The organism is Labrys okinawensis, assembly GCF_047345005.1.
Classification (GTDB): Bacteria; Pseudomonadota; Alphaproteobacteria; order Rhizobiales; family Labraceae; genus Labrys; species Labrys okinawensis.
Map to the genome: position 1 here is coordinate 5,645,954 of NZ_CP178864.1, position 19,324 is coordinate 5,665,277.

The window sequence follows — 19,324 nt, forward strand, 5'->3', positions numbered from 1 at the left end:
AAAAAATGTACTTAAGCTACCAAATGGGCCGCAAAGAAACGCCCAGCGAATTTGGCTTCGGAGGAGACGGACGATGAAGAAATCCCTTTTGGGTGGCGCTTTGCTGGCGACCCTGCTGGCGGGCACGGCGGGCCTTGCCCAGGCGGCCGACTGCAAGATCGGTGTCGCCATGTATACGCTCAGCGCCCCCTATTTTGCCGCCCAGCAGGCCGCCGCCATCGACGAGGGCAAGAAGGCCGGCTGCGAGGTCACCACCTCGGACGGCCAGAACGACATGGGCAAGCAGATCTCCGACGTCGAGGACATGGTCGCCAAGGGCGTCAACCTGCTCATCCTCAACCCGCGCGATCCCGAGGGTCTTGTCGGCGCTGCCAATGCCGCCACCAAGGCCGGCGTGAAGGTGGTGGTGATGGACTCCTCCATCAACACCAAGGCCAATGTCATCACGCAGGTGCGCTCCTCCAACGACCAAAATGGTTTCCTGGTTGGCGAGTGGCTCGCCAAGAAGATGCAGGGCAAGCCGGTCAAGATCATTCTGCTGTCCGGTTCCCAGGGTAATGAAGTCGGCCGTGACCGTCGCCTCGGCGTGTTTCGCGGCCTGGTGGAAGGCCAGCTCGTCAACGAGGGCAAGGCCGGCTTCGAAGTGCTTGGCCAGGGTTGGGGCAATTGGGCCACGGAGGACGGCTTGAAGGCTGCCGAAGACCTGCTTCAGGCCCATCCCGACGTCAACGTCCTGCTCGCCGAGAACGACTCGATGGCGCTGGGCGGCATGAAGGCGCTCCAGGCTGCCGGCAAGACCGATGTGCTGGTGCTCGCCGCCGCCGATGGCCAGAAGGAAGCGCTCGCCCTCATCAAGGACGGCAAATATGGCGCGACCGGCCTCAACGATCCCGATCTCGTGGCCCGCACGGCCGTCGATATCGGCATGAAGGCCCTCAAGGGTGATTTGCCTGCCGATTTCCCCAAACTGAACCTGACGACGCCTGCCGTGATCACGCAGGACAATGTCGACAAGTACTACAGGAAGGATGCAGTGTTCTGAGGAGCAGGGTCATCCCGGACGTGCTGCATCGTGTAACGGTGCAGCGCAGATCCGGGACCGCCCTCCAGCAAGCATTTTTCTCGTCTTACGGTCCCGGATCTGCGAAGCGGCACAGCGTGCCGCATCGCGTCCGGGATGACCATTCATTGCAGCGAGCGCACCATGCCAGAACTCGCAAGGCTGACGGCCATCACCAAATCCTTCGGCGGCGTCCATGCGCTGAAGGGCGTCGATTTCGACGTGCGGAGCGGTGAGGTCCACGCCCTTCTCGGTGAAAACGGCGCCGGCAAATCAACCCTCATGCGCGTGCTCGGCGGCGAGCTCCAGCCCACCAGCGGCGAGGTCAAGATCGCCGGCCAGCATGTCGACTTCCGCGACCCGCGCCTGGCCAGGGCGCTCGGCATCGCCGTAATCCACCAGGAGCTCGCGCTGGCGCCGGACCTGTCGGTGGCGGAGAATATTTTCTTGGGCGAACTACCGGGCGTCTTCGCCGGTCCGGGCCTGAAGAGGAAGGCCGGCGAGTTGATCCGCCGCCTCGGCTTCGATATCGATCCGGGCGAGCGTGTCGGCAACCTCGCGGTCGCCCATCAGCAGGTGGTGGAGATCGCCAAGGCGCTGTCGCGCGAGGTAAAGATCATCATCTTCGACGAGCCCACCGCGGTGCTCTCGGCGCAGGATGCCGAACGCCTGCACAGGGTGATCGCGGATCTGCGTGCCCACAATGTCGGCGTCGTCTATATCTCCCACCGCCTCGAGGAGGTGATGCGCATCTCCGACCGCATGACGGTGATGAAGGACGGCCAGCTCGTCGGCACCGTCGCCGCCGGGGACGTCACCATCGAGGATATAATCCGCATGATGGTCGGCCGCCCGCTTTCGGCGATGTTCCCGCAGACAGCCCCGCGCAAGATCGGCGAGGAGATGGTCTCGGTCAGCGGCCTCAATGCCGGCCGCAAGGTCCGCAATGTCAGCCTGTCGGTGCGCGCCGGTGAAATCGTCGGCCTCGGCGGCCTGGTCGGCTCCGGCCGCACCGAGGTGGCGCGCCTGATCTTCGGCGCCGACAGACCGGATTCGGGTTCGATCAAGCTCAGGGGGCAGCCCGTGAGGTTCCGCTCTCCGCGCGATGCGGTGGCGGCGGGCATCGGCCTCGTACCGGAGGATCGCAAGCACCAGGGCGTGATTCTCGACAAGCAGATCCGCGTGAATGCCACCATGGCGCGCATGTCCTCGATCACCACTGCCCTCGGCTTCCTGCGCCAGGGGCTGGAAAGGCGTACCGTCACCGATCTCGGCCAGAGCCTGCGTCTCAAGGCAGCAAGCGTCGATGCTCCAGTCTCAAGCCTGTCCGGCGGCAACCAGCAGAAGGTGGTGCTGGCCAAATGGTTCCATGCCAAGGGCGAGATCATCATCCTCGACGAGCCGACGCGCGGCGTCGATGTCGGCGCAAAGACCGAGATCTATGCGCTCGTCAACCGGCTCGCCGAAGCAGGCAAGGCCGTGCTGGTGATCTCCTCCGAGCACCAGGAGTTGTTCGGGCTATGCGATCGCGTGCTGGTGATGCGCGAAGGCGAGATCAGGGGCGAACTCAAGCCCGGCAGCTATTCGGAAGAAAATCTCCTCTCTCTGGCGATGAGCGAGGGCGGACAGCCCGGCTCAGCCGCAACCAAAGCGATTGGATAACATGACGGCTCTCAGCGAAAACCGCGACGAGAAGAAACGCGGCTATGATCTCGGCGCGCTGGTGCAACGCTTCGCCACCCTCGGCATTTTCCTGGTGTTGGTCGTCGTCGCCTCGTTCTGGACCGACAGCTTCCTGACCAAGACCAATATCCTCAACGTGCTGCGCCAGGTCGCCTCGGGCGCCGGTATCATGTCGGTCGGCATGCTCTTCGTCATTCTCACGCGCGGCATCGACCTCTCGGTCGGCTCGGTACTGGCGCTGGGCTGCGTGCTCACGGCCTATTTCATTTCGACACTGGGCTACAGCGTCGGCCTTTCGATCCTCCTGGTCATCCTGTGCGGCGCCGCCTGCGGCCTCGCGGTGGGCTTCTTCGTCGCCTACATGCGCCTGCCCTCTTTCGTGATGTCTCTGGCCATGATGGCGATCGCACGCTCGCTCTCCTTCATGATCTCGGAGGGCCGCCCGATCTCGATCGGCGACGAGGGCCAGTCGCTGGCCGATTTCGGCTCCGGCTACTGGCTGGGTATTCCCCAGCCAGTGATCCTGATGTTCGCGGTGTTCATTGTCGGCGGCGTCGTGCTCTCCTTCACCCGCTTCGGGCGCATCATCACGGCGATCGGCTCCAACGAGGAGGCGGTGCGCCTGTCCGGCATCGCCGTGCCGCGCTATGTCCTGGCCGTCTATGTGATCTCCGGCGCACTTGCCGGCCTTGCCGGGGTGATCTCGGCTAGCCGCACCACTATCGGTTCGGCCCAGGTGGGCGTCGGCATGGAACTCAACGTGATCGCGGCGGTGGTGATCGGCGGCGCCAGCCTGATGGGCGGGCGCGGCGATGTCATAAACACTCTGCTCGGCACGCTGGTGATGGGCATCATCGCAAACATCATGAACCTGGCCGGCGTGCCCGGCTACAGCCAGCAGCTCTATACCGGCCTCATCATCGTCGTGGCCATGCTGCTGCAATACGCCACCGGCACGCTCAAGCGCTGAGACCAACAAAGCGCGCTGTCGAAAGGTTTGACAGCGCGCCTTCTTTTGTCTAGATTTTCACATAAATGATCTTCTTTCACAAATGTGAAGAAGGATCGTCGGCGGCCAGGCTGCCGCTGGGAATAGGGAGATCTTCCAATGAGCGCTACACAGGGCTGGCATGCCGCCTCCGGCCGGGCCTTCGGCGGCCCGCTGAAATATGTCCAGCGCGCCGGCGAGATCGATCGCCTGGCCGGCCACCTCAAGCCGCTCGGCAAGACCGCTTTTCTGCTTGTGGACGGCTTCGTGTTCGAGAAGCTCGGCAAGTCCATCCTCGCCTCGCTGGAAGGCAGCGGCCTCGCCCTCACAGTGGAGAGGTTCAACGGTGAATGCTGCCGAGAGGAGATCGACCGCGTCACCGCCCTGGTGACCAAGGCGAAGGCGGATGTCGTCGTCGGCATCGGCGGCGGCAAGACGGCCGATACCGCCAAGCTCGCGGCGATCGCCAATGAGGCCCGCATCGCCATCGTGCCGACCATCGCTTCCACCGATGCTCCCACCAGCGCCATCGCGGTGACCTACACCCCGCAGGGCGTGTTCAAGGAGAGCTTCATGCTGCCGCGCAACCCCGATGTGGTGGTTGTCGACAGTGCGCTGATTGCCAAGGCGCCGGTGCGTTTCCTCGTCGCCGGCATTGGCGATGCCCTCTCCACCTGGTTCGAGGCCCGTTCGAACCTGGAATCGCGTTCCAATAATTTCATCGCTGGTGGATATCCTGCACCGATTGCGGGCGTTGCCATCGCCAAGGTCTGCCACGAGACATTGATGCGCGACGCTCTTGCCGCCAAGATTGCGGTCGAGAAGGGCGCGCTGACACCCGCGGTGGAGAACATCATCGAGGCGAACACGCTCCTCAGCGGCCTCGGCTTCGAGAACTGCGCCGTCTCGGCCGCTCACGGCATCCATGACGCGCTGACGGTGCTCGACGAGACGCATAGCTTCTTCCATGGCGAGAAGGTCGCCTTCGGCGTGCTCTGCCTGCTGATGCTGGAAGGCCGCCCGCTCGCCGAGATTGAGGAGACCGCGCGGTTCTGCAAGACGCTCGGCCTGCCTTGCACGCTGGCCGATCTCAAACTCACGAAGGTAACGGCCGACGACATCGAGCGCGTCGCCAAGGCCGCCCTGAAGGAAGGCTCGATCACCTGGCGTGTGGCGGTGCCGCTGTCGGTGGCGATCGTCCGCGACGCCATCATCGCGCTCGATGCGTTCACGAGCGCGCTGTTCAGGGAAGCGCAACCATGACCCGCAGGGCGCAACCAGCCTCCCCCACGAAGCTGGGGGAGGTGGTCCGGCAACGCCGGGTCGGAGCGGGTGTGGCCAGAATTGGGCGCGCGAAACGGAACTCAAGATACTGCTTCCCGCACTTTATCCTGACCACACCCCCTCCGTCATTGCTCCACAATGCCACCTCCCCCAGCTTCGTGGGGAGGCTCGTCGCTCCCTGTTCTGCCGCCACCTGCCCTTCCCATTTCCCATTTCACCCCAAGGACTTTGATCATGCGTGCAGCCGTCATGTATTCGCCCGGCGATATCCGGCTCGAGGACGTTCCCAAGCCCATCGCCGCCACTGGCGAGGTGCTCCTGCGCGTTGCGGCCGTCGGTGTTTGTGGCTCGGATCTGCCGCGCATGCTCACCAAGGGCGCGCATCGCATGCCAATCGTCTGCGGACATGAATTCTCCGGCCATATCGCCGAGATCGGCCAGGGTGTGAGCGGCTATGAGACGGGCGAACTGGTGGGCGTCGCCCCACTCATTCCCTGCCGCGTCTGCGACCAGTGCGCCACCGGCAATTTCTCGCGCTGCCGCGACTATGACTATTTCGGCAGCCGCCGCGACGGCGCCTATACCGAATTCGTCTCGGTGCCGGTGGGCAACCTGCTCAAGACGCCCGCAAGCGCCGATGCGCGGGCGGTGGCAATGACGGATCCGGCGTCCATCGCCTTGCATGCGGTCTGGAAGGCCCCGCCCACCATGGGCCAGCGCGGCGGCGTGATCGGTTGCGGCCCGATCGGCCTGTTCGCCATCCAGTGGATGAAGTTGATGGGCTGCACCGAGGTGGTAGCCGTCGACATCTCGCAACAGAAGCTCGACCAGGCGAAGGAAGCCGGCGCCACCCGGACGCTGTTGGTGACGGACGAGGTGCCGGCAGGCCTCACCTGCGACCTCATCGTCGAGGCGGCCGGCCATCCCTCGTCCATCAACCTGGCGGCAAAGCTCGCCGGGCCCGGCGGTCATGTCGTCTTCATCGGTATTCCCGTTGCCGATGTGACGCTGGAGAACAAGACCTTCCAGCATTTCCTGCGCCAGGAGATCTCGCTGCACGGCGCGTGGAACTCCTTCGGCGCGCCCTTCCCCGGCAAGCAGTGGACCGTGGCGCTCGAAGCGCTGTCGAACGGCACGCTGCGCTGGGAGTTCATGATCTCGCACGAGCTGGAACTGGAAGAGCTGCCGGCCATGTTCGAGACTTTCAAGCGGAAGAATGATTTCTTCTCGAAGGTGATGTTCAGGCCGTAACGCTGGGAGCGCGGACATCTTGTCCGCTCTTCCTCCATTATAGGGCCCATCGTTTCCAAGAGCGGACAAGACGTCCGCGCTCCCAGGGAGTCTCCATGCCACGTCTTCTCGGCCTGGATTTCGGCACGGGCGGCATCAGGGTCGGCGTGTTCGACCTCGACAGCCGCACCATGCTCGGCGAGCGGGAGGTGCAGTACGAGACGCGCCAGCCCTATCCGGGCTGGGCCGAACAATCGCCCGCTGACTGGTGGCGGTGCCTGGGCGAGGCGACGCGCGGCCTGATGCGCGACCTTGGCTCTCCCCATATCGACGGCATCTGCGCCGCCACCACGGCCTCCACCGTGGTCGCCTGCAAAAGAGATGGCACGCCGCTGCGCCCTTCGCTGCTCTGGATGGATTGCCGCGCGGCCGAGGAGGCCGCCATTACCGCGCGCGGCACGCATCCTGTCCTCGCCTATGCAGGAGGGAGCGACGCCGCCGAATGGCTGGTACCCAAGGCGATGTGGCTGGCGCGCCACGAGCCCGAGGTCTACACCCAGGCCGAGATCATCTGCGAATGCCTCGACTACATCAATTTCAAGCTGACGGGCCTGTGGGTCGGCTCGCGCATGAACGCGACCTGCAAATGGAACTATGATTCCGCCGCCAATTGCTTCCATGAAAGCCTCTTCGCCGAGTTCGGCGTGCCCGATCTCACGCGCAAGCTTCCTCCCGAAATCAAGGCGGTGGGCGCGCCGATCGGAGAGATCGGGGCCGAGGCGGCCGAACATCTCGGCCTCGTCAACCGGCCCATGCTGGCGCAGGGCGGCATCGACGCCCATACAGGCATCGTCGGCGCCGGCACGCTCAGGCCCGGCGAACATCTGATGATCGGGGGCACCTCGGTGGTGCATCTCTTCCAGCTGGCGGCAAAGGTGCCCGTCACCGGCTTTTGGGGCCCCTATCCTCATGCCCTGGTCGATGATTACTGGCTGGTGGAGGCCGGACAGGTCTCTGCCGGCTCGGTGCTATCCTGGGCCTCGCGCGACGTCTTCCAGCTCGACCAGTCCGGCCTCGCCGCGCTGTGGGAGGAGGCAGCGGCCAAGCCCGTCGGCAGCACAGGCCTGCTGACGCTCGACTATTTCATGGGCAACCGCACGCCCTATCGCGACCCGCTGCTGCGCGGCGCCGTCATGGGCCTGTCGCTGAGCCACAGCCGGGCGGACATCTATCGCTCGGCGGTGGAAAGCGTCGCGCTCGGCTCGGCCAATGTGCTCAAGCGTATCCGCGAGCTCGATATTCCCTGCAATCGCATCGTCAGTTCGGGCGGCTATGCCAAAAATCGTCTATGGTTGCGGGCAACCGTCGACGCTCTTGGCATGCCCGTGGAACTTCTTTCGCAAACCAACCTCACCATCATAGGCGCCGCCGCCTGCGCCGCGGTCGGCGCCGGCCTGGTCAAGGACCTCTTCGCCGCCGCCGATGCGGTGAGTCAGCCGACGACCCTGATCGAACCAGACCTTGCGGCGCATGCGCGCTATGGCGAGCTGCTGGTGGATTATCTGGAAGCCACGGAACTCCTGGCCCCCCTCTCACGCCGCCTCGCCACGCGGCAATTGGGAGGCGCGGCATGAGCGTCGCCAATCTCGACCAGGACGTCCAGTTCCGCACGCTGTCGGGTGAGCAGCGCGAGCTCCTGATGATCCAGGTCGCCAAGCGCTATTATGAGCTTGACATGACGATGGGCGAGCTTGCCAAGGAGCTCAACCTCACCCGCTGGCAGGCCAGCCGCCTGCTCACCGATGCCCGCGAGGCCGGCATCGTGCGCATCGAGATCGTGCCGCGCGCGCCGCGCAGCCCCGATATCGAGGCGCGGCTGCAGCGCCGCTACAGCCTGAAGGAAGCTGTGGTGGTGCCCCATTCAGGCGAGGAGGACGAGGGCCTGCTGCTCGAAAGCGTCGCGCAGGCCGCCGCCCGCATGCTGGCCGGGCTCGGCAAGGTTCCGCTGATCGGCGTCTCCTGGGGCCGCACCATGAGCGCCGTAGCCCACCGCCTGCCACCCTTCTGGAACGAAGGCGTCGAGGTCGTGCTGCTGAACGGGGCGATGAACATCCGCTCGCCCTCGATCCGCACCAACAATGTCGCCGAACTCTTCGCCCGCTCCGCCAATGGTACGGCGACATTGCTGCCCGTGCCGGCGATCCTCGGCCATGCCGCCACGCGCGTGGCGCTTGAGCAGGATCCCACCATTGCCAGCGTGCTCGACCTTGCCCGCCGAGCACCGGTGATCTGCTTCGGCCTCGGCACCATCAGCCCGGATTCGGTGCTGGTGCAATCCGGCTTCGTCACCGAAGCCGAGACGGCGGCGCTCAAGGCGAGGGGCGCCGTTGGCGATATTCTCAGCCGTTATGTCGATGCCTATGGCAATATCGTCGATGCCGGCATCGATGCCAGAACCATCGGCCTCGATTTGCGTTTGTGCCGGGAGCGCAAATTCTCGATCGGCGTCGCCGCCGGCAAGTCGAAGCAAGCCATTACCCTTGCCTGCCTGCGGGCAGGCTATATCAACGTGCTCGTCACCGACGAGCAGACAGCGCGTTTCCTCCTGGATGAGGCCCATCATGGATAAGACCGATCAAGGCACACAGACTGCCACCAAGAAATCCGCCTCCACCACCCCGGCGCTCAGCGTGGTGCCAACCGGCTCGGCCCTCACCGTGATGAGCCATGGCGCCCATGCCCGCAATCCCGGCACGGCGCTGAAGCCCGAATGGTTCGAGAACGTCCAGGTCAATCTCAGCGCCACCGAGCGCCGCGCCGCCACGCTGGGCGGCCGCCGCACGGTGAAGAAGGAATACCAGGCGGCCTGGCTGGTGAAGGCGGTACAATGCATCGACCTTACCACCCTCGCCGGCGATGATACCCCGGGCCGCGTGCATCGCCTCGCCTTGAAGGCGCGCCGGCCCATCCGCGAGGACATCGTCGCCGCTCTCGGCCTTGCCGACACTCCGCCCACGGTCGGCGCAGTCTGCGTCTATCCCACCATGGTCGCCCCGGCCGTGAAGGCCCTGCAGGGCTCGGGCATTCCCGTGGCGTCGGTCGCCACCGGCTTTCCCGCCGGCCTGACCCCCCTGCCGCAGCGCCTCGCCGAGATCCGTTATGCGGTCGACCAGGGCGCCGGCGAGATCGACATCGTCATCAACCGTGCCCAGGTGCTCACGCAGGACTGGAACGCCCTCTATGACGAGGTGAAGGCCATGCGCGAGGCCTGCGGGGAGGCCCATCTGAAGGCTATTCTCGCCACCGGCGACCTCAAGACGCTGCGCAACGTCTACAAGGCCAGCATGGTGGCGATGATGGCGGGTTCCGACTTCATCAAGACCTCGACCGGCAAGGAAGACGTCAACGCCACGCTGCCTGTCAGCCTGACCATGATCCGGGCGCTTCGCGACTATGGCGAGCTCACCGGCGAGATGATCGGCTTCAAGCCGGCCGGCGGCCTGCGCACCGCCAAGGACGCCCTCGCCTGGCTGGCGCTGATGAAGGAGGAACTCGGCCGCCCCTGGCTCGAGCCGAACCTCTTCCGCATCGGCGCGAGCTCGATGCTGGCCGACATTGAGCGGCAGTTGGAGCATTTCGTCACCGGGCGCTACTCGGCGCTCACGCATCACGCGATGGCGTAAGGGTCATCCCGGACGCGATGCGGCACGCAGTGACGCTTCGCAGATCCGGGACCGCGCTCCGGATGGGGCGCCCTTGTCGTCTTACGATCCCGGATCTGCGCAGCATCGCTTCGCACTGCAGCGCGTCCGGGATGACCGCCCCCTCTTCTCCCCCTGGAGGAATACCCATGCCCACCGTCAAGGAAATCCTGCAAACCATGGACTACGGTCCCGCCCCGGAAGCCGAGAACCATGTCTCCGCCTGGCTTCAACAGCATGAGAAAGGCTTCCGCCATTTCATCGGCGGCGCCTTCGTCGCTTCGAAGGGCAAGTCGAGCTTCGACGTTACCAATCCGGCCCGCGACACCCTGCTCGGCAAGGTCGCCGAGGGGACGGCGGAGGATATCGATGCCGCGGTGAAGGCCGCCCGCAAGGCGTTTCCCGCCTGGTCGGGCCTGCCGGGTCATGAGCGTGCGCGCTATCTCTACGCCATCGCCCGCCATATCCAGAAGCGCGAGCGCTTCCTCTCCGTGCTGGAGACCATGGACAATGGCAAGCCGATCCGCGAGAGCCGCGACATCGACATCCCGCTCGTCGCCCGCCATTTCTACCACCACGCCGGCTGGGCCGAGCTGATGGAGAGCGAGTTTGCCGGCTATGGTCCCGTCGGCGTCTGCGGGCAGATCATTCCCTGGAACTTCCCGCTGCTGATGCTGGCCTGGAAGATCGCCCCGGCGCTGGCCGCCGGCAACACCGTGGTGCTGAAGCCCGCCGAGTTCACGCCGCTGACGGCCCTCGCCTTCGCCGAGATCTGCCGCGAGGCCGGCCTGCCCGACGGCGTCGTCAACATCGTCACCGGCGACGGCGCCACCGGCGCAGCCTTGGTGGCTCATCCCGATGTCGACAAGATCGCCTTCACCGGTTCCACCGAGGTCGGACGCCTCATCCGTCAGGCCACGGCCGGTTCCGGTAAGAAATTGTCGCTGGAGCTCGGCGGCAAGTCGCCCTTCATCGTCTATGAGGATGCCGATCTCGACGGCGCGGTCGAAGGCGTGGTTGATGCCATCTGGTTCAACCAGGGCCAGGTCTGCTGCGCCGGCTCGCGCCTGCTCATCCAGGAAGGCATCGCCGAGCGCTTCCTCGGCAAGCTCAAGCGCCGGATGGAGACACTGCGCGTCGGCGATCCCCTCGACAAGTCGGTCGACATGGGCGCCATCGTGGCGCCGGTGCAGCTCCAGCGCATCCGCGACCTCGTCAAGAAGGGTGAGAGCGAGGGTGGCACGCTGGTGCAATCGAGCTGCGCGCTGCCGGCCAAGGGCAATTTCTTCCCGCCCTCGATCTTCGTCGATGTCGAGCCTTCCTCGACCGTCTCCGAAGTGGAAATCTTCGGCCCCGTCGCGGTCGCCATGACCTTCCGCACTCCGGACGAGGCCATACAGCTCGCCAACCATACGCGCTACGGCCTTGCCGCCTCGATCTGGTCGGAGAACCTCAACCGCGCTCTCGACAGCGCCGCGCGCATGAAGGCGGGCGTGGTCTGGGTCAACTCCACCAATCTCTTCGACGCCGCGGCCGGTTTCGGCGGCTATCGCGAAAGCGGCTTCGGCCGCGAAGGCGGGCGTGAGGGCATGTATGAATATCTCAAGCCCGATTGGGAGAAATCTCTGCCGGCAGCGGAGGACGCCAAGGCCGCGGCGCTCAGCGTTTCACCGGCCGAAGCGCCTACCGGCAATGCCCTGCCGACCATCGACCGTACGGCCAAGCTCTTCATCGGCGGCAAGCAGGCGCGGCCGGATTCCGGCTATAGCTATACGGTGAAGAGCAGCGCCGGCGCCACGCTCGGGCAGGCTGGCCTCGGCAACCGAAAGGATATCCGCAACGCCGTCGAGGCCGCCACCAAGGCCGGCGGCTGGGGCGGCGTCACCGCGCATAACCGCGCCCAGGTGCTCTATTACATCGCCGAGAACATGGCTGCCCGCGCCGCCGAGTTCGAACAGCGCCTTGTGAGCTTCGGCCAGAGCGCCAAGGCGGCGAAGGCCGAGGTGGAAAAGGCAATCCGGCGCATCTTCTATTACGCCGCCCAGGCCGACAAATATGACGGCCGGGTGCATGCCACCCGCACGCGCAATGTGACGCTGGCCATGAACGAACCGTTCGGCGTGCTGGGCATCCTCTGCCCGGACGAGGCGCCGCTGCTTGGCTTCGTCTCGCTGGTGCTGCCAGCCATCGCCATGGGCAACCGGGTGGTCGTGGTGCCCTCGCCCGCCTTCCCGCTGGCGGCGACGGATTTCTACCAGATCCTCGAAACCTCCGATGTACCGGCCGGCGTGGTCAACATTGTCACCGGCGCCCGCGACGAACTCGCCAAGACCCTGGCCGAACACGACGATGTCGACGCCCTCTGGTATCACGGCTCCAGAAGCGGTGCGGCGGCGGCCGAGAAAGCTTCTGCCGGCAACCTCAAGGCGACCTGGACCAACCAGGGCCGGCCGATCAACTGGCTGGTCGATGTGCAGGCCCAGGGCGAGGACTATCTGCGCCATGCAACCCAGGTGAAGAACATCTGGGTGCCTTATGGGGAGTGAGGAGCGAAGCTAAAGCAAAGAGCGCGACTCGCCTCCCCCACTAAGCTGTGGGAGGCCCCCGCACACCGGGCTCGCGCGATGCCAACCGCCTCATCTCGCTCCGCTGCCCAATTCCACCCTCCTCATCACGCCAATCCCCTCCAGAAACGCCTCATCATGGCTGACGACCAGCAGCGCCCCGTCATAGGCACGCAGCCCGCTCTCTATCGCCGCGATGGAGTCGAGGTCGAGATGGTTGGTCGGCTCGTCGAGGATCAGCAATGAGGGCGGCGTCGGGCCGCCCAGCACGCAGGCGAGGCCGGCGCGCAGTATCTGGCCGCCGCTGAGGGTGGAAACAAGCTGCAGTGCCGCATCGGCCCGGAACATGAAGCGGGCGAGCGCGGCGCGGCAGGCATTCTCGTCCGTGCCGGTGTTCAAGCGTCGGAAATTGTCGCGGATCGACAGTTTGGAATCGAGAAGACTCACCTGCTGGTCGAGCATGGCGAAGGGGACCATTACCCGCACCGAGCCCTCCCATGGTTCCAGCGCACCGGTGATGAGCCCCAGCAGCGTCGTCTTTCCCGAGCCGTTCGGGCCAGTAATGCCGATGCGCTCCGCCCCAACGATCTGGAAAGACAGATCGCGGATGACAGGCTCATCCAGCCGGTAGCCGGCTGTTACGCCGTCGAGCCTCAGCACGACCCGGCTCGCGGGCAGGCCGGAGGGCGCCAGACTGACCGACAGCGGTTGCAGCACTTCGATCTGCTCCCGCGCGGCGGACGCATCATCAAGGGCCTGTGAGCGCCGCCGCTCGGCAAGATGGGCATTGCCGGCCGACGTCATCTCGCTCTTCTGCTTCTGGGCGCCGAGGGCGATCCGCGGCATGTCGCCCCTCGCGGCCTTCTTCTTGCCCGTGCTGTTGCGGCGTGCCTGCCGCTCCACGGTTGCCTGGGCATTTCGGGCAGCCTCGGCGACGCGCTTCTCAGCGTCCGCGAGATCGTGCGTGATAGCCGCGAGTTCCAACGCCTTGCGCTCGCGATAGTGGCTCCAGTTGCCGCCATAGCGCGTGGCGCCGAGCGTGGACAGCTCGACGATGGCGTCCATGGTTTCGAGCAATTCGCGGTCGTGGCTGACGATGATCGCGCCTGAGCGCCAATGGGCCAGCAGCGCGATCACCGCCTCCCGTCCTTCGCGGTCGAGATTGTTGGTCGGTTCGTCGAGGATGAGGAAATCTGGCTTCCCGAAGACAAGGGCGGCAAGGCCCGCGCGCGTACGCTGGCCACCGGACAAAGTGGCGAGTGGCGTCCCGCCCTCCGCGTCGAGCCCGGCATGGGCCAGAGCACTGGCCATGCGTGCCTCCAGCGTCCAGTCGGCAGTGGCGAGCTCGTCGGCATCGGCCTCCCCGTCTTCCGCCCGCCGCAGCACAGCCAGTGCGCCGGCCACGCCGAAGAGGTCGGCGATGGTCGTGCCCGGCGCCACGTGCACGTTCTGGCGCAGGATGCCGAGGCTGCCGCCGACAGTAACGGCCCCAGTTTGTGGAGGGATCTCGCCGGCAATCAGCCCGAGCAGCGTGGTCTTACCGACACCGTTGCGGCCGACAAGCCCGGTACGTTCGGGCCCGAAGCTCAGATCAAGATGGGAGAAGAGGGTCCGCCCCTCAGGGGTAGACCACGACAGATTGGACAGAGTGATGGCGGCAGGCATGGATGTGCAGAGTCCCGGTGGCAAGGCGAAGCGGCATTGCGATCGGGTTGGAATCCACGGTGCACCATCCTGTCGGAGTACGGTGCCAGCGATTTAGGGCAGAAAGGAGCGGGACGCAAGGGAGCCGCTCGGATCGCCGCGGCGAGGAAGGTCGGGTGCAACCTGGCGGGATCGGCGTCCGCGATCATCACCTCGTCGAAAGCCAGTGCGGCGCCATGTGAGAAAATATCACATAGCGCCGCCATCGCCGGGATGGACCGACTCCTACGACAGTCGCGACTCACCCCTTCGGCAGTCCCATGGCCTCACCACACATGCACGGAACTGCTGCCCTGCGTCGTCCACTGCCAGGCAGAGGTCTCGATGTTGAAGACGAGGGCGCTGACGACCTGCCTCGCCACCGTCTGGTGAAAGGCGAGAATACCCTCGGCTTTCAGGAAGAAGGTCTGGGTCAACAGGCGGCGCTTGGACTTCGCCTCCGTGAGGGTCACGATCACGTTGAAATGCGGATCGCCGCCTTGGACCTCTCCCTCCACCAGATAGTCGACGCTGGCCTCGATCAGGGCGGCGGGCATGGCGGGCGAGAGCGTGCGCACCGTGATCGTACGGGAGGTGGAGAGCGCGGTCTGGATCTCCTGCGCCACTACGTCGAAATTGCTTTTCAAAGCCTGGCTCGCCCCGCCGAGGCGGAAGGGCAGCACGGCGACCCTGGGTTCGGTCGAAATCAGGCTGAGGTCGAGATCGTAGGGTGCCCGGGACAGAGGCTCGGCGAAGTCGTCCTCCTCGCCGCATGAGGGCACATACATGTAGCCGCGGCGCGACACGGTGCGGATGACCTTGTGGTCCTCATCGCCGATGCATTTGCGCGCATCGCGGATGCATTGGGTGAGCGAATCCTCGGTCACGATCGTGCGGGGCCAGACGGCATCGAGCAGCTCTTCCTTGGTCACCACCCTGCCGGCATTATGCGCCAGATACCCCAGCAGTTTGAAAGTCTTGGGGCGCAGCGACACCAATTCGCCTGCCTTGCGGAGGGTTCCCCGGCTGAGATCCAGAACGGTCTCGCCAAGCCTGTAGGTAATCTCCTGATCCATGACCCATATCTTTCCGCATCTGGTTTTGCTCGCGGCGAGGTCAGCCCCGCTTCTCGTCGGATTGGTGTTCGTGCAGGCAACCGGCGGGCCAAGAAGAAGATGACGCCCAATGATCCGGAACCGCGTGATGGGGAGTGTTGCTTGTGCGGCGCCGGGTGACATCACCAAAATAGATGAGGACGGGAATATTTCTTACCTAAGGCGCGGCATATTGCCTTGCTGGACGGTTTGTTACATTCCCAATCGTCATCGCGATCTTGGTGGCGGAAGCAGGACGGACCGTCTACCCGCGGCCCTTGATCGTTGCTCCACGTCTCTTGTCGCGCGAAGGGGACGGACGCTCTGTTCCCTGGGGAACAGTACCGCTGGAGAACGGACGGACGTCTCGAGCTGAACGCTCACATCTAGATGGGGCTCGCGCCCAAGCGGACGCTCGGGACGGCGCCGGCGAGCAGGGAGATCACCTCGGCCTGGCGGCTGCAGCCGGTCTTTTCCAGGACGCCACGCACCTGCGTACGGATGGTATTCAGGGTAACGCCGCTGCGCACGGCAATGTCCTCGACCGTATCCCCGGTAGCGAGGCTGCGGGCGACACGCGCCTCAGCCGGGGTAAGGTCGAACAGCGACTGCACGAGTTCGACCCGCGGCGCTTCCGGCGCGGTCACCGGCGTCATGATCAGCGTGGCGGCACAGCTTGCGAAGATATCGCGCGCGCTCAGGCGGATCGGCACGACATGGGCCACCATCATCGCCCCTCCGCCCCGCACCGGGAAGGAGCGCACGCTGGCGCCCTCGGCGAGGTCGACGGTCGCGATGGCATCGCGCAAGAGCTGGTCAGCCGCCTTATCGCTGAAGGATACACCGTCGAAGGCGCGCCAACGCACGAATTTGGGCAGGCTCTCGATCAGGCTGTTGGCCGCGAGCACCTTGCCATACCGATCGAGGACGAGGGCGGGAAGGCCGAGAGCGGCGAGCGTCTTGCTCGCCACCTTGGCGCGTTCGAGCTGCGGGCGGGCCGTCATCAGGGCGCTGCGCGCCAGATGTGGACGCAGCCTGTCGAGCTGGTCGACCAGTGCGCGTTCCGCCGGGCCCTGCTGGAGCCAGCGCGTGAAGAGGAGCAACAGCGATTCCTTGGTGGGCAGTTCGACCGTCGTGACCACCATCGAGCCGATGCCGGCCGGGCGCCAGAAGTCGCGATAGAGCGGTTCCTGCTCCAGCTCGTCCATGGTCATGATGTCGCGCTCGGTGATGAAGCCGGAACGCGAGGAGGCGAGAACGCGCGCCAAACCCCGGCCGCGCTGGACGAAACCACCCCTGAGCGCTCCGGCCGCCCGCTCCCGGGCACCGGGCGAGGCAGTCAGCATGGTCGCATCCTTGCCGAAGATATAGAGGCTGCCACCGGCCCCCGAGGTCAGGTTCGAAAGCGTATCCAGCGTGCCCGGCCATTGCTCCGGCACGAAGGCGCATTCGTAGATGCGATCGACCAACCCTTCGATCATCTGAGGCTTCCCATTGAAAGCGCGCGTATTATTCCAGATCACGCCTCGCTTTCATAAGGAAAATGCCCGCTGGATTGCCGGTTTCGCCGGGAAACGAATTAATTTCTCGTCATTATTCCCGGGTTTGAGATGATCTTACATCATCGATTTGTCGGTCTAGGAGCCGGACTCGAAAAGTGCAACGAAGCGAAAGAGGCAGCAGAAGCGCAGTTATTGCGAGCTCGCCAATCCTCTTGGATTGCTTCGCTACGCTCGCAATGACGAACGCTTGTCGGCCTCTTGCGATTTTTCGGCCAGGTCCAAGGCCCGAGAACAGAGCCACCAGCGAACGGCGTTGGCGTAATCACGGCCGCTCGTTTTGGACCAGGCAGTCCGCAACGCCTCAGGATCTCGGCCACGGCGTCTCTGCAACCGGCGTGATCGGACCCTTGCCATCGCGCCAGGAAATGAGGTTGTCGATCACGAGCTGGCCCATGGCCGCGCGCGTGTGGTGCGAGGCCGAGCCGACGTGGGGCAGGAGAACGACATTGTCGAGCGCGATCAGCGCCTCGGGCACTTTCGGTTCGTCCGCGAAGACATCGAGGCCCGCGCCGAGGATCTCGCCCTTCTGCAAGGCAGCGATCAGCGCCGGCTCGTCCACCACCGAGCCGCGCGCCACATTGATCAGGATGCCGTGGGGTCCGAGCGCCTCGAGCACCTTGGCGTCGATCAGGTTGCGGGTCTCCGCGCCGCCCGGCAGGATCAGCATCAGCGTGTCGACGGCCTCTGCGAGGGACAGCACGCTGTCGTAATAGGGATAGGGTGCATCCGCCTGTCGGCGCCTGCCGAAATAGGCGATCTTCAGCCCGAAGGCCTCTGCCCTCTTTGCGATTGCCTTGCCGATGCGGCCAAGGCCGACGATGCCGAGGGTGCGGCCCTGAAGCGTGCCGCGGGTGAGGGGATAATTCTCGTGTCGCCACTTGCCCTCGCGCAGATATTTCTCGGCCTGCGGCAACTCGCGCACCGTGGAGATCAACAGCCCCATGGCGAGATCGGCGACATCCTCGTTCAGCACGTCGGGCGTGTTGGTGACGATGATGCCGCGCTGGGCCGCCGCAGCGGCATCGACCGAATCATAGCCGACGCCGAAATTGGCAATGATCTCGAGCTTCGGCAGCGCCTCGATCATCGCCGCGTCGACCACCGAATGGCTGCCTGCCGCGATGAAGCGGACTTTGTCGCGAAGATCTGCCAGCATCCCCGCCTGATCGCCCGCCTGCCAGAGCTTGTGGACGTTGAACTCCTTCTCCAGCACCGCCGTGGCGTGCGGCAGCATCGGGCGGGGCATCAGCAAGTCGAGCGAAGGCATCGGCAGAACAATCCGGTACAGGCAGGAAAGACGGTTTTGCAGTCGGAGGATCAGTAGTTCGGCAGCTTACCGCCAAGCTCGTCGTCGATATAGACCTTGATGATCGCGTCCATGTCCTTGTCGGCGACGAAGCCGAGCGAGAGGGCGCGCGCGGTATCGAAATCACGCGCCCAGCCGTCCACGATCTTTTCGATCACCGGATCGGGCTCGCGGCGGATCAGGGCGACGGCCTTGTCGCCGGCAGCGCGGCGCAGGGCTTCGATCTCTTCCGCAACGGTGGCCGAAAGGCCGGGCATCGAGAGGTTGCGGCGCCAACCGAGCTGGGCGGTGTCGATGGCGGCGGCATGATGCAGGAAGCCGACGGCCGAACGCGGGCTGGCGAACCAGTGCCGCACCTGGTCCGACACCGGCAGGATCGCTTCCTGGCCGCTGAGCGGCTCGCGCAGGATGCCGGAGAAGAAGCCGGAAGCCGCCTTGTTTGGCTTGCCGGGCCTGACCGCGATGGTCGGCAGGCGGATGCCGATGCCGTCGAAGAAGCCCTTGCGGCTGTAATCGGCCAGCAGCAATTCGCCGATCGTCTTCTGCGTGCCGTAGGAGGTGAGCGGCGTGTTGAAGAATTCATCGCCGATCCGCTCTGGGAAGGGCGCGCCGAACACGGCGATCGAGGAGGAGAAGATCACGCGCGGAAAGTAGCCCTCGCGCGGGGCGCTGGTGCCATGGGCCTGGCGGATGGCCTCGAACAAGCGCGTGGTGCCCTCGAGATTGATGCGGTAGCCCTTCTCAAAATCCGCCTCGGCTTCGCCGGAGACGATTGCGGCCAGATGCACGATCACGTCGGGACGGGCTGAGATCAGTCGTTCCACGGTGCCACGCGCCGGCAGGTCGTCCTGCGAGGCGCTGCAGGTAAAGGGCAGGCCGGGCGGCACCAGGGGCAATACGACGTCGCTGAGCAGGACCTCATCGACCTTCTTGCCACCGAACATGCCGCTCTGGGCAATGCTTTCAAACAATTTGCGGCCGATCATGCCAGCCGCGCCCAGAATCAGCACCTTCATCGCCACGCCTCGTCATTTCCCCGGGAGTGGTCGCCCGACAACACGCCGCCACACCCTGCCAGAATTCTTGCTTGTGATCCGCCGGACCGGGCGGGGCCCTAGCGATAGGACCTTTGCAGAAGCGAGGCAAGCTTTGGTCCTACAATTCATGGT

14 protein-coding genes are annotated in these 19,324 nt (G+C 65.1%); 9 read left to right on the top strand and 5 right to left on the bottom strand.

The genetic code is table 11. The features are described 5' to 3' along the window. Positions 1–73: 73 nt before the first annotated feature. The 9 genes from ACMDCR_RS26425 to ACMDCR_RS26465 all read left to right on the top strand — a co-directional run bounded on the left by ACMDCR_RS26425 (position 74) and on the right by ACMDCR_RS26465 (position 12,492). Complete coding sequence (locus ACMDCR_RS26425) at positions 74–1,042, top strand: substrate-binding domain-containing protein (RefSeq protein WP_413989463.1); 969 nt, start codon at positions 74–76, stop codon at positions 1,040–1,042. 162 nt (positions 1,043–1,204) lie between these two features. Continuing rightward, the gene (locus ACMDCR_RS26430) at positions 1,205–2,722 is read left to right on the top strand and encodes a sugar ABC transporter ATP-binding protein (protein WP_413989464.1); all 1,518 of its coding nucleotides are present in this window, start codon (positions 1,205–1,207) and stop codon (positions 2,720–2,722) included. Between the two features lies 1 nt (position 2,723). Further along, complete coding sequence (locus ACMDCR_RS26435; RefSeq protein WP_413989465.1) at positions 2,724–3,713, top strand: ABC transporter permease; 990 nt, start codon at positions 2,724–2,726, stop codon at positions 3,711–3,713. Between the two features lie 138 nt (positions 3,714–3,851). After that, the gene (locus ACMDCR_RS26440; protein ID WP_413989466.1) at positions 3,852–4,994 is read left to right on the top strand and encodes a glycerol dehydrogenase; all 1,143 of its coding nucleotides are present in this window, start codon (positions 3,852–3,854) and stop codon (positions 4,992–4,994) included. Positions 4,995–5,249: 255 nt separating this feature from the next. Then, positions 5,250–6,266 (top strand): galactitol-1-phosphate 5-dehydrogenase, encoded by a 1,017-nt coding sequence (locus tag ACMDCR_RS26445; RefSeq protein WP_413989467.1) that lies wholly within the window; start codon positions 5,250–5,252, stop codon positions 6,264–6,266. 95 nt (positions 6,267–6,361) lie between these two features. After that, entirely contained in the window at positions 6,362–7,879 is a 1,518-nt protein-coding gene (locus ACMDCR_RS26450; RefSeq protein ID WP_413989468.1) for an FGGY-family carbohydrate kinase, read from the top strand. Continuing rightward, a complete protein-coding gene (locus ACMDCR_RS26455; protein WP_413989469.1) occupies positions 7,876–8,874 on the top strand; it encodes a sugar-binding transcriptional regulator in 999 nt (332 codons plus the stop codon). The genes ACMDCR_RS26450 and ACMDCR_RS26455 overlap by 4 nt, the downstream gene beginning before the upstream one ends. Before the next feature lie 91 nt (positions 8,875–8,965). Continuing rightward, positions 8,966–9,928, top strand: coding sequence for a deoxyribose-phosphate aldolase (gene deoC / locus ACMDCR_RS26460; protein ID WP_413993737.1), 963 nt, complete (start codon positions 8,966–8,968; stop codon positions 9,926–9,928). Between the two features lie 167 nt (positions 9,929–10,095). Further along, positions 10,096–12,492 (top strand): aldehyde dehydrogenase family protein, encoded by a 2,397-nt coding sequence (locus ACMDCR_RS26465; protein ID WP_413989470.1) that lies wholly within the window; start codon positions 10,096–10,098, stop codon positions 12,490–12,492. A gap of 90 nt (positions 12,493–12,582) precedes the next feature. Here the strand turns inward: ACMDCR_RS26465 and ACMDCR_RS26470 are convergent, their stop codons facing one another. The 5 genes from ACMDCR_RS26470 to denD all read right to left on the bottom strand — a co-directional run bounded on the left by ACMDCR_RS26470 (position 12,583) and on the right by denD (position 19,171). Next, positions 12,583–14,175, bottom strand: coding sequence for an ABC-F family ATP-binding cassette domain-containing protein (locus ACMDCR_RS26470; protein ID WP_413989471.1), 1,593 nt, complete (start codon positions 14,173–14,175; stop codon positions 12,583–12,585). Positions 14,176–14,480: 305 nt separating this feature from the next. Continuing rightward, positions 14,481–15,269: a winged helix-turn-helix domain-containing protein gene (locus ACMDCR_RS26475; RefSeq protein WP_413989472.1), complete on the bottom strand. Its 789-nt coding sequence runs from the start codon at positions 15,267–15,269 to the stop codon at positions 14,481–14,483. Between the two features lie 404 nt (positions 15,270–15,673). Next, a complete protein-coding gene (locus tag ACMDCR_RS26480; protein ID WP_413989473.1) occupies positions 15,674–16,768 on the bottom strand; it encodes a helix-turn-helix transcriptional regulator in 1,095 nt (364 codons plus the stop codon). A 382-nt stretch (positions 16,769–17,150) separates the two neighbouring features. Next, positions 17,151–18,116, bottom strand: coding sequence for a 2-hydroxyacid dehydrogenase (locus ACMDCR_RS26485; protein WP_413989474.1), 966 nt, complete (start codon positions 18,114–18,116; stop codon positions 17,151–17,153). 50 nt (positions 18,117–18,166) lie between these two features. Beyond that, positions 18,167–19,171 carry a D-erythronate dehydrogenase gene (gene denD / locus ACMDCR_RS26490; RefSeq protein ID WP_413989475.1) on the bottom strand — a complete coding sequence of 335 codons (1,005 nt, stop codon included), beginning with the start codon at positions 19,169–19,171 and terminating at the stop codon, positions 18,167–18,169. Between the last annotated feature and the right edge of the window lie 153 nt (positions 19,172–19,324).